The organism is Geodermatophilus sabuli (assembly GCF_010686765.1).
Lineage (GTDB): Bacteria > Actinomycetota > Actinomycetes > Mycobacteriales > Geodermatophilaceae > Geodermatophilus > Geodermatophilus sabuli_A.
The window spans coordinates 1-24,685 of sequence record NZ_JAAGWF010000034.1; the positions used below are offsets into that span (position 1 = coordinate 1).

Annotated in this window: 24 protein-coding genes; 6 read left to right on the forward strand and 18 right to left on the reverse strand. The window is 76.7% G+C overall.

The annotated features are described in order from the left end of the window. Positions 1 to 61 precede the first annotated feature (61 nt). Entirely contained in the window at positions 62 to 1,177 is a 1,116-nt protein-coding gene (gene ald / locus GCU56_RS22685; protein WP_163484465.1) for an alanine dehydrogenase, read from the reverse strand. 211 nt (positions 1,178 to 1,388) lie between these two features. Between ald and GCU56_RS22690 the strand changes: the two genes are divergently transcribed. Together GCU56_RS22690 and GCU56_RS22695 are read left to right on the forward strand one after the other, a co-directional pair. After that, complete coding sequence (locus GCU56_RS22690) at positions 1,389 to 2,024, forward strand: hypothetical protein (protein ID WP_163484466.1); 636 nt, start codon at positions 1,389 to 1,391, stop codon at positions 2,022 to 2,024. Between the two features lie 68 nt (positions 2,025 to 2,092). Beyond that, positions 2,093 to 2,779, forward strand: coding sequence for a fibronectin type III domain-containing protein (locus tag GCU56_RS22695; protein ID WP_163484467.1), 687 nt, complete (start codon positions 2,093 to 2,095; stop codon positions 2,777 to 2,779). A 44-nt stretch (positions 2,780 to 2,823) separates the two neighbouring features. Here GCU56_RS22695 and GCU56_RS22700 read toward each other — a convergent pair whose 3' ends face one another. The 8 genes from GCU56_RS22700 to steA all read right to left on the reverse strand — a co-directional run bounded on the left by GCU56_RS22700 (position 2,824) and on the right by steA (position 13,411). Beyond that, the gene (locus GCU56_RS22700; protein WP_163484468.1) at positions 2,824 to 3,414 is read right to left on the reverse strand and encodes an NUDIX domain-containing protein; all 591 of its coding nucleotides are present in this window, start codon (positions 3,412 to 3,414) and stop codon (positions 2,824 to 2,826) included. Between the two features lie 81 nt (positions 3,415 to 3,495). Next, complete coding sequence (locus tag GCU56_RS22705) at positions 3,496 to 5,226, reverse strand: CTP synthase (RefSeq protein ID WP_163484469.1); 1,731 nt, start codon at positions 5,224 to 5,226, stop codon at positions 3,496 to 3,498. After that, positions 5,219 to 7,663 (reverse strand): hypothetical protein, encoded by a 2,445-nt coding sequence (locus GCU56_RS22710; RefSeq protein ID WP_163484470.1) that lies wholly within the window; start codon positions 7,661 to 7,663, stop codon positions 5,219 to 5,221. The genes GCU56_RS22705 and GCU56_RS22710 overlap by 8 nt, the downstream gene beginning before the upstream one ends. After that, on the reverse strand, positions 7,660 to 8,808 hold the full coding sequence (locus tag GCU56_RS22715; RefSeq protein ID WP_163484471.1) for a glycosyltransferase: 1,149 nt from the start codon (positions 8,806 to 8,808) through the stop codon (positions 7,660 to 7,662). Before GCU56_RS22715 ends, GCU56_RS22710 begins: the two co-directional genes overlap by 4 nt. Continuing rightward, positions 8,801 to 10,426, reverse strand: a complete 1,626-nt coding sequence (murJ, locus tag GCU56_RS22720; RefSeq protein ID WP_163484472.1) for a murein biosynthesis integral membrane protein MurJ — start codon at positions 10,424 to 10,426, stop codon at positions 8,801 to 8,803. Before murJ ends, GCU56_RS22715 begins: the two co-directional genes overlap by 8 nt. Beyond that, positions 10,423 to 11,331: a hypothetical protein gene (locus tag GCU56_RS22725; protein ID WP_345772021.1), complete on the reverse strand. Its 909-nt coding sequence runs from the start codon at positions 11,329 to 11,331 to the stop codon at positions 10,423 to 10,425. The genes murJ and GCU56_RS22725 overlap by 4 nt, the downstream gene beginning before the upstream one ends. Continuing rightward, a complete protein-coding gene (locus GCU56_RS22730; RefSeq protein ID WP_163484473.1) occupies positions 11,328 to 12,278 on the reverse strand; it encodes a copper transporter in 951 nt (316 codons plus the stop codon). Before GCU56_RS22730 ends, GCU56_RS22725 begins: the two co-directional genes overlap by 4 nt. Further along, positions 12,275 to 13,411, reverse strand: a complete 1,137-nt coding sequence (steA, locus tag GCU56_RS22735; RefSeq protein ID WP_345772022.1) for a putative cytokinetic ring protein SteA — start codon at positions 13,409 to 13,411, stop codon at positions 12,275 to 12,277. Before steA ends, GCU56_RS22730 begins: the two co-directional genes overlap by 4 nt. A gap of 216 nt (positions 13,412 to 13,627) precedes the next feature. On the opposite strand from steA, the gene GCU56_RS22740 reads away from it, so the two are divergent. Further along, positions 13,628 to 14,521 carry a TetR family transcriptional regulator gene (locus GCU56_RS22740; RefSeq protein WP_163484475.1) on the forward strand — a complete coding sequence of 298 codons (894 nt, stop codon included), beginning with the start codon at positions 13,628 to 13,630 and terminating at the stop codon, positions 14,519 to 14,521. A 43-nt stretch (positions 14,522 to 14,564) separates the two neighbouring features. Here GCU56_RS22740 and GCU56_RS22745 read toward each other — a convergent pair whose 3' ends face one another. The 5 genes from GCU56_RS22745 to GCU56_RS22765 form a co-directional block, all read right to left on the reverse strand. After that, the gene (locus GCU56_RS22745) at positions 14,565 to 15,281 is read right to left on the reverse strand and encodes a methyltransferase (RefSeq protein ID WP_163484476.1); all 717 of its coding nucleotides are present in this window, start codon (positions 15,279 to 15,281) and stop codon (positions 14,565 to 14,567) included. A gap of 132 nt (positions 15,282 to 15,413) precedes the next feature. Then, the gene (gene recN / locus GCU56_RS22750; protein WP_345772023.1) at positions 15,414 to 17,219 is read right to left on the reverse strand and encodes a DNA repair protein RecN; all 1,806 of its coding nucleotides are present in this window, start codon (positions 17,217 to 17,219) and stop codon (positions 15,414 to 15,416) included. Beyond that, positions 17,194 to 18,225 carry an NAD kinase gene (locus tag GCU56_RS22755; protein ID WP_163484477.1) on the reverse strand — a complete coding sequence of 344 codons (1,032 nt, stop codon included), beginning with the start codon at positions 18,223 to 18,225 and terminating at the stop codon, positions 17,194 to 17,196. The genes recN and GCU56_RS22755 overlap by 26 nt, the downstream gene beginning before the upstream one ends. 79 nt (positions 18,226 to 18,304) lie before the next feature. Continuing rightward, positions 18,305 to 19,099, reverse strand: a complete 795-nt coding sequence (locus GCU56_RS22760) for a TlyA family RNA methyltransferase (protein WP_345772024.1) — start codon at positions 19,097 to 19,099, stop codon at positions 18,305 to 18,307. A gap of 2 nt (positions 19,100 to 19,101) precedes the next feature. Further along, positions 19,102 to 19,287: a hypothetical protein gene (locus GCU56_RS22765; RefSeq protein ID WP_163484464.1), complete on the reverse strand. Its 186-nt coding sequence runs from the start codon at positions 19,285 to 19,287 to the stop codon at positions 19,102 to 19,104. A gap of 272 nt (positions 19,288 to 19,559) precedes the next feature. Here GCU56_RS22765 and GCU56_RS22770 point away from each other — a divergent pair, with 272 nt between their 5' ends. Continuing rightward, on the forward strand, positions 19,560 to 19,889 hold the full coding sequence (locus tag GCU56_RS22770; protein WP_204332700.1) for an alkyl sulfatase C-terminal domain-containing protein: 330 nt from the start codon (positions 19,560 to 19,562) through the stop codon (positions 19,887 to 19,889). Positions 19,890 to 20,009: 120 nt separating this feature from the next. Here the strand turns inward: GCU56_RS22770 and GCU56_RS25440 are convergent, their stop codons facing one another. Continuing rightward, positions 20,010 to 21,092, reverse strand: coding sequence for an HAD-IIA family hydrolase (locus GCU56_RS25440; RefSeq protein WP_163484479.1), 1,083 nt, complete (start codon positions 21,090 to 21,092; stop codon positions 20,010 to 20,012). After that, positions 21,089 to 21,454 carry a tetratricopeptide repeat protein gene (locus GCU56_RS22780; RefSeq protein ID WP_345772025.1) on the reverse strand — a complete coding sequence of 122 codons (366 nt, stop codon included), beginning with the start codon at positions 21,452 to 21,454 and terminating at the stop codon, positions 21,089 to 21,091. The genes GCU56_RS25440 and GCU56_RS22780 overlap by 4 nt, the downstream gene beginning before the upstream one ends. A 132-nt stretch (positions 21,455 to 21,586) precedes the next feature. Here GCU56_RS22780 and GCU56_RS22785 point away from each other — a divergent pair, with 132 nt between their 5' ends. Beyond that, positions 21,587 to 22,915 (forward strand): DUF1015 domain-containing protein, encoded by a 1,329-nt coding sequence (locus tag GCU56_RS22785; RefSeq protein WP_163484480.1) that lies wholly within the window; start codon positions 21,587 to 21,589, stop codon positions 22,913 to 22,915. A gap of 8 nt (positions 22,916 to 22,923) precedes the next feature. Here the strand turns inward: GCU56_RS22785 and GCU56_RS22790 are convergent, their stop codons facing one another. Next, complete coding sequence (locus tag GCU56_RS22790) at positions 22,924 to 23,274, reverse strand: single-stranded DNA-binding protein (protein ID WP_163484481.1); 351 nt, start codon at positions 23,272 to 23,274, stop codon at positions 22,924 to 22,926. A gap of 100 nt (positions 23,275 to 23,374) precedes the next feature. Then, a complete protein-coding gene (locus tag GCU56_RS22795; RefSeq protein WP_163484482.1) occupies positions 23,375 to 24,199 on the reverse strand; it encodes a tetratricopeptide repeat protein in 825 nt (274 codons plus the stop codon). A 171-nt stretch (positions 24,200 to 24,370) separates the two neighbouring features. Between GCU56_RS22795 and GCU56_RS23580 the strand changes: the two genes are divergently transcribed. Beyond that, positions 24,371 to 24,685 (forward strand): hypothetical protein (locus tag GCU56_RS23580; protein ID WP_204332694.1); only part of this gene is annotated, 315 nt, incomplete at its 3' end.

Below are 24,685 nucleotides of genomic sequence, written 5' to 3' on the forward strand. Positions count from 1 at the left end.
CTCCGCGCGCCGGTCCGCTCCTCGCTCGCCGGCGCTCGCTGCGATGCTCCCGTCGCTGTCGTCAGGACAGCACCTCCTCCAGGGCGACCGCGGTCATCCCGTGCGCCTCCGCGACCTCGTGCAGCACCACCTGGCCGGCGACCACGTTGACGCCGTGGGCGAGGGCCCGGTCGGCGTGCACCGCGGCCACCGTCCCCTGGGTGGCCAGCTCCATCACGTAGGGCAGCGTGACGTTGGTCAGCGCGTGCGTGGAGGTGTTCGGCACCGCGCCCGGCATGTTGGCCACGCAGTAGAAGACCGACTCGTGCACCCGGAACGTCGGGTCGTCGTGCGTGGTCGGGCGGGTGTCGGCGAAGCAGCCGCCCTGGTCGACCGCGATGTCGACGAGCACCGAACCCGACTTCATCCGGGACACCAGCTCGTTGCTGATCAGCGTGGGCGCCTTCGCGCCGGGCACCAGCACCGCGCCGATGACCAGGTCGGCGTCGAGGACCGCGCGCTCGACCTCGTAGGCGTTGGAGGCGACCGTCTGCAGGTGCCCCTGGTAGATCCGGTCGGCGGCGCGCAGCTTGTCGATGTCCCGGTCGAGGACGACGACCTCGGCCTGCATGCCCAGCGCGATCGCGGCGGCGTTCATCCCCGAGACCCCGGCGCCGATGACCACGACCTTGGCGGCGTAGACGCCCGACACCCCGCCGAGCAGCACCCCCCGGCCGCCGTGCGCCCGCTCCAGGCTGTGCGCGCCGACCTGTGGGGCCATGCGCCCGGCCACCTCCGACATCGGGGCCAGCAGCGGGAGCGCCCCGTCGGCGGTCTGCACCGTCTCGTAGGCGATCGCGGTGGTCCCGGAGGCGACGAGGGCGTCGGTGCACTCGCGGGACGCGGCGAGGTGCAGGTAGGTGAACAGCGTCTGGCCGGCCCGCAGTCGCCCGTACTCCTCGGCGATCGGCTCCTTGACCTTGAGCAGCAGGTCCGCGTCGGCCCACACGTCGTCGGCGGCGGGGACGATCCTGGCTCCGGCCGCGGTGAAGTCGGCGTCGGGGATGGAGGACCCCTCCCCCGCGCCCTGCTCGACCAGCACGGTGTGGCCGGCGCGGGTCAGCTCGGTCACCCCCGCCGGGGTGAGCGCCACCCGGTACTCCCGGTTCTTCACCTCTCGGGGGACCCCGACCCGCATCGTCGCCTCCTGTCCAGCGGGGCGCGTCCCGAGGGTGACGGGGCCCTCCCGCGTGTCCGGGCCGCCCGGTCCGGGCGCACCCGGGCGGAGTCTAGGGGGGCGGCGGCCGTCCCCCGCCGGCGCCGACCGGGCCGGTCACCTCGCGGGGTGAGGACCGGCGCGCCCGGGTAGGCCGAGCCGGTCCACCCTGCGCCGACCTCGAGGACGTCCCATGCGCCTGTACGCCCCGAGCCCCCGGCTGCGGACCCGCCAGCTGGGCGCCGACCTCGGCCTGCTGGCCTGGCTGGTCGGCTGGGTGCTGGTCGCCCGCGCCGTCCACGGGGCGGTGCTGGTGCTGGCCGAGCCGGGCCGGGCGGTGGCCGACCTCGGCGCGTCGGTGGCCGGCAGCATGTCCACGGCCGCGGAGGCGGCCGAGGACGTCCCGCTGGTCGGCGACGACCTGGCCGCACCGTTCGACGCCCTCGGCGACGCCGGCGGCTCCGCCGGGAGCGCCGGTCAGGCCGCGCAGGACGCCGTCGGCACCCTGGCCACGGTGCTCGCCGTCCTCCTCGTGGTGCTGCCGGTGGCCTGGCTGCTGCTGCGCTGGCTGCCCTGGCGGCTGGGCTGGGTGCGGGAGGCGCAGGCCGCCCGCCGGCTGGCCACGGCCGACCCCGACGTCCTCGCCGTCCGCGCCCTGGCCACCGCGCCGCTGGCCCGGCTGGCCGCGGTGCCGGCCGGCACGGCCGCCGCCTGGCGTGCCGGGGACCCCTCCGCCACGCGGGCCCTGGCCGCCCTCGAACTGGACCGGCTGGGGTTGTCCCCGGGACCCCGGGCAGCGGGCTCCGGCACGTCGGCCCCGATGGGGTGACGTCGCACGGTTCGCGTTGAGAGAGCGGCACCGCGTGCCGATGCCTGTCCCGACCAGGGGAGGCGCACGTGGCTCGAGTGACGGCGCGGGCGGCGGCCCGGCGAGCGCCCCGCCGCGTGCGCGCGACCGGCACGGCGGCCGTGCTGTCCGCGGTCGGGCTGATCGCGCTGAGCGGTCCGGCCGCGGCGCTCGGGGCGCAGGTCGTGGCGGCACGGGCGACGACGGCCCCGGCTCCGGTCGCGGTGGCCCCGGCGGCACCGGCGTCCGCACCCGCCGTCTCGGCCCCCGCGCCGCCCGCTCCGGTGGTGCCGGCCCCGGCGACCGCGGGCCTCACGGTCTCGGTGCCGCGCCCCGGTCCGATCGACGTCGTCCCCCCGTACGTGCCGCGGGGCGCCGCCCCGGAACTCGAGCCGCGGCCGGACACCCCGTGCAGCGGCTACTCGCGGCCCCGGCAGATCTGGCCGGGGGTGGTCCCCGGTCCCGGGACGGCGACGGTGAGCTGGCAGGCCGACGCCTCTGCCGACGTCCGCGGCTACCGCGTCCAGGCGGTCAGCCAGCGGCTGGTGGGCGGCACCCAACCCGCCCCACCGGTACAGCTGGCCCCCCAGCCGGCCGGCTGCGAGCCGGTGACCGTCACCTTCGCTGGCCTGGAGCCCGGCAGCGCCTACGTGTTCTGGCTGGAGGAGGAGATCGAGGACGCCTACTCGCTGCGCTGGGTGCAGGCCGGCCGCTCCACACCGGTGGTCATCGGCTGAGGAGAGAACCCCTGCCGTCCGCAGGGGCCCGTCCTCCCCGGGGGCTACTCGGCGTCGAGGGGGCGCAGCCGTGGGCCGGAGGCCCGGTACTGGGCGGCGGCGAGCAGGCCCACGACGGCCGAGGCGTTGCGGATCTCCCCGGTGAACACCCGCTGGACCGCCTCGGCCAGCGGCACCCGGTCCAGCTGCATGTCCAGCTCCTCGTGCTCGGCGGTGAACCCCTCCGGCAGCTCGGCGTCGGCCAGCCCCTCGGCGAGGTAGATCAGCACCGTCTCGTCGCAGAAGCCCGGACTGCTGTGGTGCGTGGTCAGCAGCGACCAGCGCCGCGCCGACAGCTGCGCCTCCTCCGCCAGCTCGCGCCGGGCCGTCTCCACCGGCGGCTCGCCGTGGGCGTCGCGCAGGCCGGCCGGCAGCTCCCACAGGTAGGCCCCGACCGGGTGCCGGTACTGCCGCAGCAGCAGGACCCGGTCCTCGTCGTCGAGCGCGACGACGGCGACCGCTCCGGGGTGCCGCACCACCTCACGGACGCTGTCCCCGCCGCCGGGCATGGCGACGGTGTCCCGGTGCAGCGAGATGACCCGGCCCTCGTACACCGGCTCGCTGGCGAGCAGCCGGTACTCGTGGGCCTCCGCCATCAGGTGCCCACCTCCCGCGGCGCCGCGGACCCGAGCCGCATCAGATCCCCACCTCCTGTGCCGCGGTGGACCCGAGCGCCATCAGATCCCGACCTTCTCGGCCTCGTCGAGCGGCACCGGCAGCCGGGCGGACTCGGAGAAGTCGATCGCGGCCTGCACGAACGCCGCGAACAGGGGGTGCGGGCGGGTCGGCCGGCTCTTCAGCTCGGGGTGCGCCTGGGTGCCGACGAAGAAGGGGTGGACGTCGGCGGGCAGCTCGGCGAACTCGACCAGCAGGCCGTCCGGTGAGGTCCCGGAGAACACCAGGCCGGCCTCGGTCAGCCGGTCGCGGTAGGCGTTGGCCACCTCGTAGCGGTGCCGGTGACGCTCGGTGATCTCGGTGGACGCGTAGGCCGCCGCCGCCACGGAGCCCTTCTGCAGGGCCGCCGGGTAGCTGCCCAGCCGCATGGTGCCGCCCATGTCGCGGTCGCCGGCCACGACGTCGACCTGGCTGGCCATCGTGGCGATCACCGGGTCCGGGGTGTCGGGGTCGAACTCGGTGGAGTTGGCCTCCGCCAGCCCTGCCAGGTTGCGGGCGGCCTCGATGACCATGCACTGCAGGCCCAGGCACAGGCCCAGCAGCGGGACGCCGTTCACCCGGGCGAACCGGATGGCGCCGAGCTTCCCCTCGATGCCGCGCACCCCGAAGCCGCCGGGGACGCACACCCCGTCGACCCCGGCCAGCGCGTGGGCGGCGCCCTCGGGCGTCTGGCACTCGTCGGAGGGCACCCATCGGATCTCCACCCGGCTGCGGGAGGCGAACCCGCCGGCCCGCAGCGCCTCGGTCACCGACAGGTACGCGTCGGGCAGGTCGATGTACTTGCCGACCAACGCGACGGTCACCGTCTGCTTCGGCGCGTGCACCCGGTCGAGGAGGTCGCCCCACACGGTCCAGTCGACGTCCCGGAACGGCAGGCCCAGCCGGCGGACGACGTAGGCGTCGAGGCCCTCGCGGTGCAGCACCTTGGGGATGTCGTAGATCGACGGCGCGTCCGGGCAGGAGATGACCCCCTCGGCGTCGACGTCGCACATCAGGCTGATCTTGCGCTTGAGGCCGGTGCCGATCTCCCGGTCGGAGCGGCACACCAGCGCGTCGGGCTGGATGCCGACGGTGCGCAGCGCGGCCACCGAGTGCTGGGTCGGCTTGGTCTTCAGCTCCCCCGACGGCGCGATGTAGGGCACCAGCGAGATGTGCAGGAAGAAGCAGTTGTCCCGGCCGATCTCGTGCCGCACCTGGCGGGCAGCCTCCAGGAAGGGCAGCGACTCGATGTCGCCCACGGTGCCGCCGACCTCGGTGATGACGACGTCCACCCGATCGCTCCCCGCCGCACCCCCGTCGGCCCCCGCCATGATGCGGGCCTTGATCTCGTTGGTGATGTGCGGGATGACCTGGACGGTGTCGCCGAGGTACTCCCCGCGCCGCTCCTTGGCGATCACGTCGGAGTAGACCTGCCCGGTCGTGACGTTGGCCCGCCCGGTCAGGTCGGTGTCGAGGAACCGCTCGTAGTGACCGATGTCGAGGTCGGTCTCGGCGCCGTCCTCGGTGACGAAGACCTCACCGTGCTGGAACGGGTTCATCGTGCCGGGGTCGACGTTGAGGTAGGGGTCGAGCTTCTGCATCGTCACCCGCAGCCCGCGGCTGGACAGCAGCGCGCCGAGCGAACTGGCCGTCAGGCCCTTGCCGAGTGAGGAGACGACTCCGCCGGTGACGAAGACGAACTTCGTCGGCTGGGAGTTGTGCAGGAGGCCACGTGATGAGAGGGATTCAGACATTCCCGACGGTCGATCCACGGGAGACGACCGTAACACGGTCGGCTCCCGGCACCGGCGCTGAGCGGTGGGTGCGGCCGGCTGCGGCACCGGCGCCCGGCGCCCGTCGCCCGGCACCCAGCCACACCAGCAGCGGCACCAGCAGCGCCGCCGCCGTCGCCGGCAGCGCCACACCCGAGTCGTTCACCGCGGCGCCGACCACCAGGCTCAGGGCCACGGCGACCAGGCCGGCCCGCAGCGCGGCGAGGTCCCCGGCCGGCAGCAGGTCGTCCCGGCCCCGGAGCAGTCCCGGGCCGCGCAGCGGCGCCGGCAGCCGGCTCCCCCACCGACCGCGGGCCCGTCCGCCGGGGCGCACCAGCCAGACGGCGGCGACCAGCGCGACCGGCAGCAGCCAGGCCAGTGGGCTGCCGAACAGGATGTCGAGGTTGGCCCGGGCCTTGCGGCCGACCACGGTCCACGCCTCGCCGGTCAACAGCTGCTCGACGAAGCGCCCCAGGTGGCTGCGCTCGGCCGCCGGCCGCAGCCAGTCCAGGACGGCGAGCGTGCCGACGGCGAGCACCGCCAGCGCCAGCACCCCGGCCAGCCGGGTCACCGTCACCCGCGTCCGGGTGAGCAGCATCGCCAGCAGCAGGAACCCGGGCAGCGCCGCCAGCACGCCGCCGAAGTCCCGGCCCAGCCCCGGCGTGCCGATGACCAGCACGGTGAGCACCCCCGCCCCGAGGACCGTGCCCGCCACGACGAGCCGGGCGCGGCCGGCCGGTGCCCGCCGCCCGGCCGCGGTGGCCGCGGCCGCGGTGAGCAGCAGCGCGCTGACCGCCAGCAGACCGAAGCTGAGGTTGCCGTAGCCGGTGAACCGCCCGGCGACGATCGCGTCGTAGCCCAGCAGACCGTTGAGCTCCAGCTGCGATCCGGTCAGCACGTCCCCGACCAGGGTGGCCAGGGTGATGACGAGGATCGCGGCCGGTGGGCCGAGGCGATGGTGGCGCCAGGGGCCGAGCGCGGCGACGGCGAGCACGAGCAGTGCCGCACCCAGGACGCTGCCGGCCATGACCAGGCCGGCCGGTCCCCCGCCGGCCCGCTCCCACGGCACCAGCCCGGCGAGGTAGGTGGCCACCGGGAGCGCGGCGGCGCCCAGGGCGACCGGGCGCAGCACCGAGCGCAGCGCCTCCCCCGCCGGCCGCGGAGCCCGGTCGCGGCGTCGTCCCCCGGCCGCCAGCAGGCCCAGGCCCACGACGGCCGCGTCCACCGCCACCAGCGCCCAGAAGAACGTGCCGGTGCTGCGGTGGTGCACGGTCGCGGCGGTGTTGGCGTCGGTCAGGACGTCGACGGCCTCCGGCAGCGCCGGCCGGGGGCCGTCGACCTGCAGCGGCTGCCCGTTCATGGACGCCGGCACGTCCAGCCCCAGCGCACCCAGCACGGTCGGGGCCACGTCGATGAGCTGGGTGAACGGCGCCCGCCCCGTGCTGGCCGACGTCAGCCAGCCGGCACCGGTGTGGCCCGGCCCGGAGGCGATGCCCACGTGCAGCTGCGGGCGGCCGTCGCCCACCTCGGACACCCCCTGCAGCAACAACAGCGTCTCCCCCGGCGCCGCGGCGACGGCCTCGGTCAGCCGGCCGACGGCGGTGTCGATGGCGGCGAGCGCGGTCGCCCGGAGCCGCTCCTCGGTGCCGGTGTCGCTGCCCTCGAGCCCCGGCTCCCCGGCGTCGGTCAGCGCGTCGAGGGACACCAGGGTCAGCGGGCAGCCGGCCAGCAGGTCGCCGAGCAGGCCGGCGTCGACCGGCAGCCCCTCCTGCTGGGCGAGCGCGACGCCCGGGGCGGCGACCGCCACGGCCGGGGCCCGGCCGACGACCGTGGCGCAGCCCACCGCGGCACCCAGCGCCGCGGGTTCCGCGCCGAAGCGGGCCGAGGCCCGGTCCGCGGCGACCGCGGCGACCGCCGACCGCGGATCGGCCAGCCCGGCCGAGGCCAGCCGCTCCTGCAGTCCGCAGTGCGACAGCGACGGCGTCGGCGCGGGGACGGGCACCGCCTGCTCGCCGGGCGGCGCGTCGTCGGCAGGGGCGTCGTCCGCGGGCCCGCCCCCGGCGTCCGGTGTCTCGCCCGGCAGCGGCACCGTGGGCAGCGGGACCGGCGGCGGGATCTCGTCCGGCGCCGGGAACCGGGCCCGGTTGCCGGCACCGAGGGTGGCCCAGCCGTCGAGCAGGCAGGTGGTGGAACGGGCGGCGCGCACCGACACGGCGGAGATCGGGGCGTCCTCGGCCAGGGCCCACAGGTTCGGCGTGCCCGCGGGGTCGACGTCGCTCCAGACCAGACCCGGGACGCCGACGACGAGCACCCGGTCGGCGGTGGGCGCGGGCGCGGCGCCGGCCGGGCCGCCGGTGGTCAGCAGCACGGCGAGGACGGCGAGCAGCAGCACGCCCAGGCGGGCGGCCGACGTCCTCATGCGCCGGTCCCCGGCGCTCCGAGCAGCTCGCGGTAGACGGCGACCAGCTGGCGCGCCGTGCCGGCCTCGTCGGGCCAGGTGGCGGCGCGGGCGCTGCCGGCCTCGGCCAGCCGCCGGGCCCGCGGCGGATCGGTGAGCAGCGCCGTCACCGCCTCGGCCAGGGCGGCGGCGTCCCCCACCGGGACCAGCTCCGCACCGTCCCCCAGCAGCTCGGGCAGCCCGCCGGTCCGCGTGGCGACCAGCGGGGTGCCCGACCGCAGCGCCTCCTGGGCGGTCAGCGAGCGCGCCTCCCAGACCGACGGCAGCACGGCGAGGTCGGCGGCGGCGAGCAGGTCGGCGACGTCGGTGCGGCGGCCGAGCAGGGCGACCGGCAGGTGCTCCGCGGAGATCCGGCCGGCCAGCTCCGCCTGCAGGGGTCCGTCCCCGGCGACGGCGACCAGCGGCGGGACCGTCAGCCGCGGGTCGGTGGCCCACCGGGCGGCGGCGTCGAGCAGGACGTCGTAGCCCTTCTGCGGGTGCAGCCGGCCCACCGCCACCACCAGCGGGCGGCCGTCGGCCATCCCCAGCCCGGCGCGGACCTCGGCGGGCGAGGCGACGGGGGCGGGCAGCGGCGGCGCCGAGACCGGCGCGACCCGCACGTCCCGGGCGCCCTGCCGCCAGGCGTTCTCGGCCAGGTCGGCCGAGGCGGCGAGCACGATGTCGGCACCGCGGACGGTGGCCCGCTCGGCCAGGGCCAGCAGCCGGCGCCGGGCGCCGCCGCCGGGGGGCAGCGCGTTGTGCAGCGTGAGCACCAGGGGCCGGGTGCGCTGCGCGCCCAGCCGGCGGGCCGCCGCGGCGACCAGACCGGCCCGCAGGCCGTGGGCGTGCACCAGGTCGGTGCCCGCGGTGGCGCGCCGGAGCGCGGCCACGGCGCGGGCGTCGGCCAGCGGGGCCAGCCCGGCGGAGATCTCGACGGCCGCGAACCCGGCGCCGGTCGCGGTGAAGCCGAACAGCGTCTCGGTGGCCGCCGGGCCGCACACCCGGGCCTGCGCACCGGCCGCCAGCAGGGCGGGCAGCAGGGCGCGCACGTGGGTGCCCACACCGCCGGTGCTGGTGGCCAGGACCTCGGCCACCCGGCGGCCCCGCAGCGGGTGCCGCTCAGCCACCGTGCACCTCCTGCCGATCGGTCGAACGCAGCATGCGCACGGCCGACCGCAGCGGGCCCCGCGCGGTTCCCATCATGACCGCCGCCGCCACGGCGAGTGCGGCCGCCGCGGCCAGCCCGCCGGCACCGACGGTGGCGGGGAGGCTGCCGCGGGGCACCGGGTCGGCGCCGAGCGTGCCGGCGACGAGCAGGCCGGCGGCGGCCGCGAGCGCGGCCGCGACGAGCGCCGGCAGCCCGGTGCGCAGCACGCCGGTCAGGCCGGCCGGCCCGACCACGCGGGCGACGACGACGAGCAGGCCCAGGCCGGCGGCGGTGACCCCGATGCTGTGACCCGTGCCCAGGGCCAGGCCGCGGTCCGCGGCGGGCAGCACCGCGGCCAGCACCACGTCGGCGGCCACCGCGAGCAGCCAGCCGCCGAGCACGCAGACGGTCGGCGCCTTCCACAGCCCTCGGGCGTAGAGGGCGCGGGTGAGCAGCGCGACGAGCCCGTACCCGGGCAGGCCGGGGGCGAAGGCGACGATGGTGTCCCGGAGCGCGCCCACGGTGGCCGGCGGCCCACCGGTGAGGAAGACCCGCGCCATCGGCCCCGACACCGCGACGAGGACGGCCGCGGCGACCAGCGTGCCGACCAGCACGAGGACGGCGACGGGAGCCAGCGCGCGGCGGAACCCGTCGTCGTCACCGGTGCCGGCGCGCTCGGCCAGCCCCGGGTAGGCCGAGACGGCCAGCGGCACGGCGATCGCCGCCCAGGGCACGAGGAACAGCGTCAGCCCGGCGGCGTAGACGACCTGGGTGCCGTCGGGGGCGTCGGTGTTGGCCAGGCGGATCGCGACCGCGGCGACCAGCTGCTGCCCGGCGAGGGTGAGCACGCCGGCCACGGCCAGCCGCCGGACCCGCGGCGCGGCGCCCACCGGGAAGCGCAGCGACAGCCGCAGGCGCAGCCCCAGCCGCCGCACCGGCAGCAGCAGGCTCAGGGTCAGGGCGACCACCCCGAGCGTCGTCCCCACCGACAGCACCAGCTCCGCCGGCGTCGACAGGTCGCCGGCGCTCCGGCTGCCGCCGACGACGGCGAAGGCGACGTAGGCCCCGGCCACCACGACGCTGGACAGCAGCGGGGCCAGCGCCGGGGCGCCGAACCGGCGGTGCGCCTGCAGCACCCCGGTCAGCACGATGCCGATGCCGTAGAGGACCACCTGCGGGGCGAAGACCAGCAGGAAGCGGGCGGCCAGCTGGACCTGGGCATCGTCCGCGGAGCCCAGCAGCAGCCGCGCGATCGGCTCGGCGAACACCGCGACGCCGACGGCCAGCGGGACGAGCACCAGCAGGCTCCAGCCGAGCAGCGCGGAGGCGGTGCGGCGCACCTGGTCCCGGTCGCCGGTCGCGATGCCGCCGGCCAGCATCGGCACGACCAGGCTGGCCAGCGCACCGCCGGCGACGACCTCGAAGACGATGTTCGGGACGTTGTTGGCCGCCAGGTACGTGTCGCCGGTGCTGCCGGCGCCGACGGTGTTGGTGAACACCAGCGTGCGACCGAACCCCGCCAGCCGGGCCAGCACCGTGAGGACGGCGATCAGCGCCGCCGCACCGGCCACGCCCGCCAGCGCCTGCCGCCGGCTCATGCCGGACGGCGGCCGAGCCGGTCCAGTTCGCGCAGGCCCGGGGTGGCCTCGATGACGGTCGTGAAGCTGACCCGCTCGCTGGCGAGGGTGAGCGCCACGACGCCGGCCAGCAGCCCCCCGCGGGCGCGGCGTCCGGGCAGGGCGGCCAGGCGCAGCCCGAGCACGGCGCCCACGGCGTTGGCCCCGCAGTCGCCGAGCATGACCCGCTCGCCCAGGTCGTCGGGCAGCACGGCCACGGTCGCGCCCAGGGGGCCGGCGACCAGCGTGCCTGCCCGACCGCCGACGGTGGCGGCCGCCAGCAGGCTCGCGGCCTTGGCGGCGCGGCCGGGGCGCAGGTCCAGGAGGTTCACCAGGTTCGCGGTGCCGGCGACCAGCCCGGTGGTGAGCACGGCGTCGGCGAGCGTGGTGAGGGGATGGGACGGCCCCGCTGCGGGGTCCCGGGCCGAGCGGAGCGAGGCGTGGGGGGCAGCGGGGTCCCTCATCAGCGCGGCCGCGGCTGCGGCCGCGGCGCCGATGCCCGCGACCTTGACCGCGCCCGCGGAGACCCGTCCGGCGCGCAGCGCCCGGAGGTGGCCGGCCAGGCCCTTGTCCCGGGCCTGGTCCGGTCGTGCGCCGGCGAGGTCGTCGTAGCCGCCCACCAGTCCGGAGACCGCGCCGACGAGCGTGGCCGCGGCCCGCGTCCCGGGCGGGGCGCCGGCGGCGGCCGTGAGCGTCACGGCTGCCGCCAGGGCGGGGCCGCCGAGCAGGGTCACCGGCCGGCCGGCGTAGTTCGTCCGCCGCCACGGGGCTCCGGCCGGCCGGCCGCTGAGCGCTGCGGCAGCGGCCAGGCCCAGCCGCGCCGCCGCGGCACCGCCGAGGGTCAGCAGCACCCGGCGGCGCACCCCGCCCTCGTCGTCCCGGCTCACGGCGCGGCCGGGACCGGAGGCACCGGCTGGGTGTCCTCACCGGTGCCGTACTTGCCCGACGTGCCCTCGCTCTCCCGGCCCAGCGCGAGCACGGTGCTGATCCGGCCGGCGGCGGAGCCGACGTTGTCGACGGTGGACACCGCCGCGGAGATCTCGGGGTCCGCGCGGATGACGCCGACCAGGCCGGTCTCCCGGGCCGACGGGGCGTCGCCCGCCACGACGGCGCCGGAGCCGGCCGCGTCCAGCGCGACGGCCAGGTCGACCAGCGCATCGGTGCGCTCCGCGGCCTCCTCCTCGGCGAAGGCGCCGGCGGTGAGGACGACGGCGTAGTCGGCGGCCGTCACCGCCGGGGACTCCTGGGTGAGCACGTCGAGGGCGGACAGCCCGGCCAGGACCGACGACAGCGCGGTGCCGTCGGGTTCGGCGGCACCGAGGGTGTCCGGGCGCATCAGCACCTGGGCCAGCAGCCCGGCGACCAGCTGGCCGGTGTCGTCGGTCTCGGGGAGGGACAGCCCGGTGGGCAGCCCCGGCCCGGTGACGTAGCTCTGCAGGCCCGCAGCGCTGGCCGGGTCGCTGTACTCCGGCTGCAGGGCCAGCGTCCCGGTCACCTGCCCACCGGCCGCGGCGATCAGCGCGGACACCTCCTCGACCGTCTCCTCGGCGACGTCCTCACCGGCGACGACCAGCACGACGCTGCGCCCGGCAAGGGCGCCGGCGACCAGCGACGGCGCGACGGCCTCCTCGAAGGCGCCGCCGGTGTCGAGCTCGGCCTGCAGCTCCCGGTTCTGGTCCTCGAGGTCGCGCTTGTCCTGCTCCAGCGCGGTCACCTGGTTCTCGATGTCGGCGAGGATCGGCTCGTTGAGGGCCGTGGTGCCGATGACGATGCCCAGCGCGACCGCGAGGAAGACCGCGATCAGCGAGACCAGGTGGTAGCGGAAGTCGATCACGTGAAGAGGTTCTCCAGCCAGAACACGAAGCTGTTCCATTGGTCGAGCAGCAGGTCGAGGTACACCCGGCCGGCCGCGGAGACCGCGAGGGTCGAACCGATGGCGAGGAAGGCGGCCAGCACCAGGACGACCAGCGTCGTGGTCGAGATGCGGCTGCGGTAGAGCCGGCTCACGCCCTTGGCGTCGACGAGCTTGCCGCCCAGGCGCAGCCGGGTGAGGAAGGTCGAGGCCATGCCGCCGCGGCCCTTGTCCAGGAACTCGACGAGGGTGGCGTGCGTCCCGACCGCGACGATGAGGGTGGCGCCCTTCTCGTCGGCGAGCAGCATGGCGATGTCCTCGCTGGTGGCCGAGGCCGGGAAGGTGATCGCCTCCACGCCCAGGTCCTGCACGCGGGCCAGGCCCGGTGCCCGGCCGTCGGCGTAGGCGTGGACGACCACCTCGGCGCCGCAGCGCAGGACGTCGTCGCTCACCGAGTCCATGTCGCCGATGATCATGTCCGGCTGGTAGCCGGCCTCGATGAGCGCGTCGGCGCCGCCGTCCACGCCGATCAGCACGGGCCGGTAGTCCCGGATGTAGGACCGCAGCGCCTGCAGGTCCTCCTTGTAGTCGTACCCGCGGACGACGACCAGGACGTGCCGGCCCTCGATCTGCGTGACGACGTCGGGCACCCCGACGCCGTCGAGGAGCAGCGCGCGCTCGCGCTTCATGTACTCCATGGTGTTGGTGGCGAAGGCCTCCAGCTGGACCGACAGCCCCGCCTTGGCCTCCGCCATCGCCTCGGCGATCGACTCCGGCGTCTGCTCGGTTCCCGACGCGATCACCGTGCCGTCCTCGAGCATCAGCGTGCCGCCGTCGAGACGGACGGGGGTGCCCTCCTTGACCGCGGCCAGGACCTCCTTGCCGACGCCGTCGACCAGGGGGATGCCGGCCTTGGAGAGGATCTCCGGGCCCAGGTTGGGATACCGGCCGGAGATGCTGGGCGAGGCGTTGACCACCGCCGCGACGCGGCAGCCGACCAGCGAGTCGGCGCTCACGCGGTCGATGTCGGTGTGGTCGATGACGGCGATGTCGCCGGGCCGCAGGCGCTTCGTCAGGTTCTTCGTGCGGCGGTCCAGCCGCACGGTGCCGGTCACTCCGGGTGCCGACTCCTGAGCCCGGCCTCGACGGAGGGAGCCGATGCGCATGGCCTGCACTCTCCCATGCGGCCTCGGACGCGCCGCCCTCCGACGCGCACCAGCCACCTGCCGCTCACGCAGCGTGTTCGACACCACGGAGGGGGCGACACGCCGCGCCTCCTGCAGCGGGAGCCCCCGGCGCGGTACCCGGGATCGCTGGCTACCGTTGCCGGGGTGACTCCTGGGGCGCATGCAGTCGGCCGCACGCACGAAGGCGACGGCCCCCCACCGGGCGCGGCGGTCGACGACCTCCCGGACGGAGCGGTCCCGGCCACGCCGGTCCCCGGACCCGACGACGACGACGTGGTGCGCCTCGACGCCCCTCCCCCACCGGTGCCCGGCGCGTCGGCGCCGGTGACGGCCGGGTCGGCGGCCCCCGCGGCGACCCCGCAGGCGGAGCCGGCCGGCCGGGGACGCCGTGGGCGGCGGGCCCTGCGGGGGCCGGGACTGCGGGAGCGGCGGCGGCAGCAGACCCGCGCCAGCATCGTCGACGCCGCCGCCGAGCTGTTCGCCGAGCGCGGCTTCGACGCGGTGAGCGTCGTGGAGATCGCCCAGCGCGCGGGGGTGGTCGAGAAGACGGTGTTCAACCACTTCCCGGTCAAGGAGGGGCTGGTCTTCGAGGCCGACCCGCCCATGCGGGCGGCACTGCTGGACGCCGTCCGGGGCCGGCCGGCCGGCGAGTCGGTGACGGCCGCCGCGGGCACGTTCGTGGTGCGGGCGATGAGCGGGCTGGGAGCTCCCGAGGCGGCGGCCGGGGTGGCGGAGATGGCGCGGGTCATCCGCGGCAGCCGGACGCTCCAGGTGCGTGAGCGGGAGATCATCGGCGAGCTGACCACCGCGCTGGCCGGGCTGGTCGCCGAGGAGACGCAGGCCGAGCCGGGCGAGCTGGCCCCCTGGCTGGCCGCGCACTCGGTCCTGGGCCTCTACGGGGCGCTGCTCGAGCTGGCCCGCGACCGGGTGCTGGCGGGGGTGACCGGTCCGGCGCTGTCGGCGGAGCTGGCCGTCCGCGGGGAGCGGGGGCTCGCGCTGCTGCAGTTCGGACTGGCCGGGTACGCGAAGCGGCGGTGACGCCGTCGTCCGCCCCAGGTGGTGGACCCGCGGCGGCCGGACCTCAGCCCGGCAGCTTCAACGCCCGCAGCAGCTGCGCGGAGCGGTCCCCGGGGATGTCGGGATCCTGGGTGAACAGGGCGACGGCGACCATGTACCCGTCCTCCCCGCTCCAGCCGCGGCCCTCGGCGCACAGCGCCCGGATGTGCGCGCGCACCCGCGGCTCGGAGCTGTAGCGGCCGTAGTCCAGTCCCATGGCGAGGAAGTTGGCCACCCGGTAGCCCAGGTCGGTCGCCGTCCGGACGGTGCCGCCCGGGTCGGAGTAGCTCGGCACGGCGACGAGCACGTTGGTGTAGCCGGCCTTGAGCAGTCGCAGGACCAGGTCGTTGCCGTGGACCCCGCCCCACAGCTCGGGCATGAGGATGTCCCCGTCGGGCGCCGGGATGTAGGGCGGGTTGGCGATGACGGTGGACACCGGGAGGCCGCCGGCCGAGTCGGCTCCCTCGAAGAAGTCGCCGAGCTCGACGGTGTAGCGGTCGGCGACCCCGCGGGCGGCGATGTTCGCGCGCGCGGCGGCGACCGACGAGGCGCTGATGTCGAAGCTGCGCACCCGCAGCTCGGGCAGCCCGGCGACCACGTCGGCGATCGCGGTGGCGTCACCGGTGCCCAGTTCCACCACGCCGTCGTCCGTCCAGCGCAGCTGGTCGCGGTACTGCTGCAGCAGCATGCTGACGGAGAACCCGTAGTGCGCCGACTCGTCGGCGCAGGAGAAGAGCGTCACCGGGCCGCGCCGGTCAGCGAGCGGGCAGCGGGCCGGTGATCCGCGGGGACCGGGTATCGGTTGTGCACGATCGACACCTACCCCGGCCCCGCCGGCACCACTCCTGTGCTCACCCGGCCGGGGGTCTCCCGTTCAGGCGGCCTCGTCCCGTGCGGACGCCGCGACCGCCAGCAGCTCCCGCGCGTGCGCCTGGCCGGTGTCGCTGTCGGCCAGCCCCGACAGCATGCGGGCGAGTTCGCGCACCCGGTCCTCGTCCTCGACGGCGCGGATGTCGGTCGCGGTCACCCCCGCGCCGGTGTCCGGGGTCTTGTCGACGACGAGGTGGGTGTCGGCGAACGCCGCGACCTGCGCCAGGTGGGTGACGACGACGACCTGGTGGTCGCGCGCCAGCCGGGCCAGCCGCCGGCCGATCTCGCCGGCCGCCTGGCCGCCGACCCCGGCGTCGACCTCGTCGAAGACCATGACCGGCACCGGGTCGGCCCCGGCGAAGACCACCTCGATGGCGAGCATGACCCTGGAGAGCTCACCGCCGGAGGCGCCCTTGTGCACCGGTCGGGGCGGAGCACCGGGGTGGGCCGCCATGAGCAGGGCGACCTCGTCGATGCCCTCCGGTCCGGGCGCGCCGGGATCGCTGTCGATCGAGAAGGACACCCGGGCGCTCTTCATGGCCAGCCCGGCCAGTTCCCGGCCCACCTCGGCGGCGAAGCCGTCGGCGGCGGCCCGCCGGCCGGCCGAGACACGGGCGCCGAGGTCGTCCACCTCGGCCCGGGCGGTGTCCCGGGCCGCGGCCAGGGCCTCGAGGGCCTCGTCGGAGACGTCGAGCTCGTCGAGCCGGCGACGCGCGTCCTCGGCCCAGGCCAGGACCCCGGTGGCGCCGGCTCCCGCGTCGGCGTACTTGCGCACCAGCGCGGTGATGGCGGCCCGGCGGTCGAGCACCTCCGCGAGCCGGGCGGGGTCCGCGTCGAGGTCGGCGACGTAGCTGGCGAGCTGGCCGGCGACGTCGGAGACGACGGCGACGGCGTCGGCGAGGTCCTGGGCCAGCAGGACCAGGGTGGGGTCGTCGGAGGCGGCCAGCGCGCGCTCGGCGATGGCCAGGGACGCCGTGGCGTCCTGCGGCAGCCCCTCGGCACCCATCTCGCCCGTGACGTCGCCGACCAGGGCCATGCGTGCCTCGTCGGCGGCCGCGCGCAGTGCGTCGGCGTCGCTGAGCCGCCGGGCCTGCGTGTCGAGCTCCTCGTCCTCTCCCGGCTGGGGCGCGACGGCGTCGATCTCCTCCAGGCCGTGGCGCAGGACGTCCGCGGCCTGGGCCAGTTCCCGGGCCTGGCCGCGGCGGCGGTCGAGGTCCGCGGCCAGCTGCCGCCACCGGGCGTGGGCCTCCCGGTAGCGGTCGAGGACCTGCAGGTGCTCGGGCCCGGCGTAGCGGTCCAGGGCGCGGCGCTGCTCGGCCGGCCGGGACAGCCGGAGCTGGTCGCTCTGCCCGTGCACGGCCAGCAGCCCCTCGGCCAGCTCGGCGACGACACCGACCGGCACGCTGCGACCCCCGAGGTGGGCTCGGGAGCGGCCCTCCGCGCTGACGGTGCGGGCGAGGATCAGGCTGCCGTCCTCGTCGGGGTCGGCACCGGCATCGGCCGCCCGCTGCCACACCGGCGACTCCGCGGGCAGGGTCAGCCTGCCCTCGACGCCGGCCCGACCGCTGGCCCGCACCCGGCCCGGGTCGGCGCGGCCGCCGAAGAGCAACGTGAGCCCGGTGACCACCATGGTCTTGCCGGCGCCGGTCTCCCCGGTGACGACGGTCAGCCCGGGGCCCAGTTCCAGCGTGACGTCGTCGATCGCGCCCAGACCGCGGATGCGCAGCTCCGTCAGCCGGCCCAGCGGGTCGGCCCGCGGTGCACGCTGCGCCGCGGGCCGGGGCTCACGCGTCGTCGTCCGTGCTGCCACCGCCGCCTCCCTCCACGGTCCCGAGGTCGACGAGGTCGCGGGTCAGCACGTTGCGCGGAGGAGCGAGTTCGCGGCCGGGGTCGTGCCCGCGGGCGTCACGGAAGCCGCGCACCGGCAACCCGAACTTGGCCACCAGCCGGTCGCCGAAGGTGGCCTGGTGCACGCGGGCGATCCGCACCGGGCGGGCAGCCCGGCGCACGTCGACGCGCCCGCCCTCGGGTACCTCCAGCACCCGCCGGCCGTCGGCGGAGACGCGTGCCCTGTTGCCGTCCGCCGGGATGGCCACGGTGAGGACGGAGTCCGGCGAGGTGACCAGGGGCCGGGCGAAGAGGGCGTGGGCGTTGGACGGCACGACCAGCATGGCCTCGACGTCGGGCCACACGACCGGGCCCCCGGCGGAGAACGCGTAGGCGGTGGAGCCGGTGGGCGTGGAGAACAGGACGCCGTCGCAGCCGAAGCTGGTCAGGGGCCGGCCGTCGATGGCGACCACCAGGTCGAGGACCCGTGAGCGCTCCGACTTCTCCACCGACGCCTCGTTGAGCGCCCAGGTACCGCCCACGACGACCCCGCGGGCGTCCAGGACGTCGACCTCGATGGCGAGCCGCTTCTCCACCGAGTACTCGCACCGCTCGATCGCCAGCAGCGTCTCCTCGACCGCCTCCGGCTCGGTCTCGGCGAGGAAGCCGACCCGGCCCAGGTTGACGCCCATGAGCGCGGCGTTGCTGTAGCGGGCCAGTTCGGCGGCGCGCAGGAAGGTGCCGTCCCCGCCGAACACCATGACGATCTCCGCGCCGCGGGCGGCCTCCGCGTCGGCGGGCACGACCTCGGCGTCGTCGAGGCCCAGCGCGCCGGCCTCGTCCTCCAGCAGCCGCACGGTGATCCCGGCCCGGGCCAGCCGGGCGGCGGAGCTGCGGGCGAGCTCGACGATGTCCTGGCGGCCGGTGTGCACGGCGAGCAGGACGTGCCGGTTGTCGCTGAGCGCCCACGCTGGGCTGACCTCTGTCACGCGTCCTCCTCGATGGTGGTGGTGGGCGAGCTGCCCCGTCGGGTGCGGTGCGCCGGCCCGCAGGACTCTCGGGAACCGTTCACGATGGTCCCTCCTCGACGGCGCGGCGCACGTCGTCCTCCCGGGGTGGGCCGGCGTCGCGCCGCAGCCGGAGGAAGAACTCGACGTTGCCGGCCGGGCCGGGCAGGGGGCTCGCGACGACACCCGCGGTGCCCCAGCCGAGCCCGGCGGCGGCCTCGGCCACCTCGAGCACGGCGGCCTGCCGGTGCGCCGGGTCGCGCACCACCCCGCCCGCGCCCAGTCGCTCGCGGCCCACCTCGAACTGCGGCTTCACCATCGGGAGCAGGTCAGCCCCCTCGGTGGCACAGGCGGTGAGCGCCGGCAGGACCAGGCGCAGGGAGATGAACGACAGGTCGGCCACGACCAGGTCGACCGGGTCGCCGATCTGCTCCGGCGTCAGCGTGCGCACGTTGGTCCGCTCGAGGACCCTGACCCGGTCGTCGGTGCGCAGTGACCAGGCGAGCTCGCCGTAGCCGACGTCGACGGCGACGACCTCGCGGGCCCCGCGGTGCAGCAGCACCTCGGTGAACCCGCCGGTGGAGGCCCCGGCGTCCAGGGCCCGGCGGCCCTCCACCGGGACCCCGAAGGCGTCGAGCGCGCCCAACAGCTTGTGCGCGCCGCGGGAGACCCAGCTGGGCCGGTCGGGGTCGGTCCGGACGACGACCGGGGTGTTCGCGTCCACACCGGTCGCCGGCTTGGTGGCCGCCCGGCCGGACACGGCCACCCTCCCCTCGGCGATGAGGGCGACGGCGTGCTCCCGGGACCGGGCCAGGCCGCGCCGCACGAGCTCCGCATCCAGCCGGCTGCGGCGCACCGTCAGACCTGGTCGATCGTGGCGAGCTCGCGCTGCAGCCGGGCGTGCTCGGCCTCGAAGACGGCGACGTGCTCGCTGACCGGCAGCTGCGTCAGGTCGGCGAAGGGAGAGCTCCCGCCGGTCCCTCCCCCGGGCTCGGTCGTCTCGGCCGCCCGGTCTGACGTCCCCGGCGGACCGGGCACCGCCACCGGACCACCCGGCGGTCCCGGTATAGGCCGCGTCGGCCCGGGGACCGGTCGCGGGCGACTCGGCTCGGTCATGGCTGGCCTCTCGGGTGGGCGGGCGGTGGCGCACCGCGGCGCCGGGGTGGGACGGGGCGGCCCGACCGGCGCGCCGGGGCGGGCCGTCGTCCCGGCTGGCGAGGTTACCGGGCGCCGCCTGCGGGCACGGGCCGCGGACCGGACACGACCTCCCGACACCCGACCCCGTCCGTTGTTGGAGGATCCTCCGCGTGGCGACCATGGAGCAGTGCATGACGGCGCTCAAGCGCATCCTCGGTGACCTGGCGGCCAGCCCCGCCGCGGCCGGGCTGGACCGCAGCCTGTCCTGCACACTGCCGGACCTGGACCAGGTGGTGCGGGGCCGGCTGGCCCGCGGCTCGGTCCACGAGCTGCGGGCCGAGCCGGTCGACCAGTCCCTGGAGAAGGCCGACATCCGGCTCACCATGACCAGCGACGACCTCCTGTCCCTGACCGACGGGCGGCTCTCCTTCGCACCGGCCTGGGCGTCGGGGAAGGTGAAGCTGGAGGCGGGCCTGCGGGACATGCTGAGGCTGCGCAAGATGCTCTGACCACCGGGCCGGCTCATGGCCGGTTCCCGGCGCGGAGCGCGGCGGGCCGCGGACCGCTCGACCGCTGCTCCGGCGCTGGGGTGCCCTCCCCCTCGCGCGCTGCGGCGGTCGTCGGCCATGTCAGTCGGACAGCTGCCAGCGGCTCAGGGCCGCAGCCGCGGGAGCGCCCAGCGCCCGGACACGGGCCGGCGCGGAGCCGTCGGGCTCGCGGGTCCAGTGGGCCACGCACAGGGCGCGCAACGCGTCCAGGCCGTCGGCCTCCCGCTCGGACTCCCCTCCCGTACGCCCGAGCTGGAGGTGCCCCCGCTCCGGGTCCGGTCGCGCCCACCACGCGCCGCACCGCCACCCGCCGCCGTCGGCGGGGACCACGCCCGGGTGCACGTCGAGGAGCCCGCCGGCGTCGACCGACAGCAGGTCCGGCCGCTGGTGCGGAGCGGCGGCGAGCAGGGTGGCCGGGTCGGTGACGCCGGAGAGGACCAGCAGGCTGGCGGCACCGGCCCGCCCGGCGCCCTCGATGTCGGTGTCCAGCCGGTCCCCCACGACCAGCGGCCGCCGGGCACCGGTACGCCGGACGCACTCGGCGTGCATGGCCGGATCGGGCTTGCCGGTGACCAGCGGCGGCCGGCCGGTGACCGCGCTGACCACCCCGACCATCGCCCCGTTGCCCGGCAGCGGCCCACGTGGGGAGGGGATGGTCGCGTCGGTGTTCGTGGCGACGTGCCGTGCTCCGCGCCGGACGGCGACGACCGCTTCGGCCAACTGCGCCCAGCCGACGTCGCGCCCGTACCCCTGGACGACGGCGAGCGGCTCGTCCTCGGCGGCGGCGACCACGGTGAGGCCGGCCGCGGTCAACGCCGCCGCCACGCCGGGTCCACCCACCGGCAGCACCCGCGCGCCGTCCCCCAGCAGCTCGGCCACGACGGTGGCGGCCGCCTGCGAACTCGTGATGACGTCGGCGGCCGCCGCCGCGACCCCCAGATCGCACAGGTGCTCGGCGACCTCCTCGGGCGTCCGGGCCGCGTTGTTGGTCACGAAGCCCAGCCGCATGCCGGCCGAGCGGGCGGTGGCCAGGGCCGCGGGCACGCCGGGGACGGCGTCCGGACCGACGTAGACGACACCGTCGAGGTCGAGGAGCGCCACGTCGTAGACGGCCGTGGGCGGCTGGGCGCTGCCGCGGGCGAGCGCGGGCCCGGTGGTGGTCACGCCGTTCCCCGCGTGCGGCGGGCGCGCACCCCGCGCAGCGCACGGGAGTAGTGCCCCAGCTCGGGACGCATCGCCACCGCGAGCGCCAGGTGCTCGGCGGCGAGGTCGAGGTCCCCCGCCCGGCTGGCGGCGAGCCCGAGCCCGAACTGGGCGTAGTCGTCGGTGGGGTTGCGGGTGATCAGCTCGCGGAAGGTGCCGATCGCCTCGAGGTACCGGCCGGCGTCGTACTGGGCGCGGGCCAGCGCCTCCAGGAGGCTGCGTGAGCCCGGTTCGACCTCGGCCGCCCGGGCCAGCAGCGTGGCCGCGGCCGCTGGATCACCACGGGTGAGCAGCTGCAGCCCCCGCTGGTACCACTCGTACACGTCGCCTCCGGGAGTTCCCGCGTCGGACACCGTCACCCCCTCCGTCCAGGTGCAGCCGGACACCGATGGCACCGCCGGCTGCTGCACCGCCCGCACGGCCACCGCGGCGGCCGTGTGCGCGCCGCTCCTACGATGCCCGTCGTGCCCTCGTCGCCGGCGGACCACCCGCCCACACCCGCGGCCGGGCTCGAGGTCCGACCCTTCCGCGCGCTGACCTTCTCGCGACGCGACCCCGAGCACCTGGCCCGGGTCAGCTCGCCAGCCTACGACCTGGTCACCCCCGAGGGGCGGGAACGCCTGGCCGCCGCCGACCCGCACAACGTCGTCCGCCTCATCCTCCCGCGGGTGGTCCCCGCCGCCGGCGACTCCGGCGCCGACGAGTTGCGGCGGTCGGTCGAGCAGGCCGCCCACGCCCTGCGCGCGTGGGAGACCGACGGCGTGCTCGAGCGTGATCCGGAGCCGGCGCTGTGGGTCTACGAGATGCGGCCCTCGGACGGCACGCCGGCGACGGTCGGCTGGTTGGGTGCCGTCGCGCTGCCCGCCGCAGGTTCTCGGGCCGTCCTGCCGCACGAGGACACCTTCCCCGTCGCCGTGGAGGGCCGGCGTGCACTGCTGGCGGCGACCGACACCGATCTCGAACCCATCGTGCTCGCCCACGACCCCGAGCCGGAGGTCTCGGCCCTCACCGGGGCGGGCCAGGACGGCGACGCGACGCTGGTCGTGGACGACGCCGACGGGGTCCGGCACAGCCTGTGGCGGGTGATCGACCGCCGACTCGTGGCGCAGGTGACGGCGGCACTGGGCCGCACCGGAGCGGTGATCGCCGACGGGCACCATCGTTTCGCCGCGGTCCAGGCGCTGGCTGCCTCCTCCCCCGGCGAGCGGTTCGCCGTCCTGGCCCTGCTGACGCCCATGGGGCCGGGTGGCCTCCGCGTGCGCGCGATCCACCGCGTCGTGCCCGACCTCCCGTTCGACGACGCGCTCGCTGCGGCTGCCCGGGACTTCCGCGTGACCGGCATGGCCGCTGGCCAGGATGATCTGCCGGGCGCCGTCCAGGACTGGCTGGCCGACCCGACGGAGTCCGGCTTCCTGGTCAGTGACGGGCGGCGACTGGCCCGACTCGACAGTCCGTCGCCCGAGGTCCGGGCCAGCGTCCCCGCACAGGCACCGACCTCGTGGCGAGGGCTGGACGTGGTGCTCGCCCACCACGGGCTGGTCCAGCGGTCGTGGCGGCGGCGGGACGACCCGGACTCGCTGCTGGTCGCGCACTCGGTCGACGAGGCCCTCACGGGCGCGCTGACCCGTCAAGGGGTCGCGGTCCTGCTCCGGCCGCCGTCGCCGGCCGACGTGGCCGCCGTCGCGCGAGCGGGCGCACGGATGCCGCGCAAGTCGACGCTCTTCGTGCCCAAGCCGCGAACCGGCCTGGTGCTCCGGCCGCACGACCGGCCCGAGGTCCGCTGACCGGCCGCTCACGCCGTTCCGACCTCGGCGGTGCGGGACACCTTGCGGCCGCGCCGGCAGTTCACCTCGCACACCGATGCGGTGCCGGTCGGCGTCCGCCAGAACCGCCGCTGCAGCGCACCCTCGACCTCCACGGCTTCCCCGGCCTCCCAGGCAGCGACGCGACGCTGGAGACCGCGGTCGTAGGTGACGCAGGTGAGCACGTCCACGGACTGGCCTCGTGCTCGGGGCTCCGGCCGGCGGACCACCAGCCGGAAGGTGACCAGCAGGTCGCCGCTGGGCAGGGTCTTCAGCTCCGCCGGGCCCGACAGCCGCCCGCGGAGCACCACGTCGTTCCGGTCGATCACTGCCACGCTCATGACGGGCAGCCTCGTCGCGCGAGAGGCCCCTGAACGGCTCCGGTCTCCGTCTGTGGACCCCGGGTGGCGGTGTGGACGGAGACCGGACCTCTGTCGGTGGTCAGTGCTGGGCGTCGTCCGGCGGCTCGATCTCGCCGAGCAGTTCGGCGACCTCGGCCTCGATGTCGGCGTCGGTCACCCGGTCCGTCGGATCCGGCTGGTCGACCACCTCGTCCTCGGCCGACGCCGTAGCGCCGTCGTCCGAGGGAACGGCGGGGGCCAGCTCCTCGTCCACCGCCGAGTCCTCCTCCTGCAGCTCGTCCTCGGCGAGTTCTTCCTCGGAGAACTCCACGTCGTCATCCACGGGGGCATGGGCGTCGACGGCGGACCGCCACTCGTCGGCCAGGGTCTGCTCGCCGCACGCGGCCAGGAGCTCGGCGTAGGCGGTGGCCAGCCGGAGCCTGCCCGGGTCGGTCAGGTCGACCGTCCCGAGGGTGGGGCGGCCCCCGAGCGCCTGCTCGAGGACCAGCCGTGCCGCCGGCAGTTCATCGAGGTCCTGCCGGGCTCCGGCCTCCACCAGGCGCAGCTCGATCGTCTCCTCAGCGTCCGGCTGGTCGCCCAGCGCCTCGCGGACGAGGCGGAGCGCCACCTCGGGCCGGCCCAGCGCCCGTTCGCAGTCGGCGAGGACGGCGCGGTAGCCGTGCTCCCCGCTCATGCGCCGGAAGGCCCGCAGTTCGCGGGCAGCCTCGGCGTAGTCACCGGCGTGGTAGGCGGCCACGCCGACCGCCTCGCGCACCACGGCGATCCGCGACGCCCGGTCGCGAGCGGCCCGGGCGTGGGCGAGGGCCTCCGCCGGCTCGTCGTCGACCAGCGAACCCGCGGCGACCAGGTGACCGGCCACCCGATCGGCATTGCGCGACTCGAGGCCCCGAAGGGCCTGGCGCACGGAGGAGTCCAGGTCACGCGGGTCGACCCACTCCGGGATCGGCGGACCGGTCGGCGCCGGCGGCGTCCGTTCCGGACGGTGCTCGGCCTGTCCCCGGTCGTCGGGCCGTCCGCGACCGCCTCCCGTGGGACGGCGGTCCCGCCAGTCACCGCGAGGGGCATCCGATCGCCCGTGGCCTCCGCCCTGCGGACGCTCGCCGGAGGGACGGCGGTCCTGCCACTGCGGACGGTCTCCCTGCGGACGCTCACCCGAGGGACGACGGTCCTGCCAGTCACCCCGGGGAGCGCCCGACCGCTGCGGACGGTCCCCGGCGGGACGGCGGTCCTGCCACTGCGGGCGGTCCCCCTGCGGACGATCCCCCGTGGGACGGCGGTCCTGCCACTGCGGACGGTCCCCCTGCGGACGCTCACCCTGCGGGCGCCGGTCCTGCCAGTCACCCCGCGAAGCGCCCGACCGCTGCGGACGATCCCCGGCGGGACGGCGGTC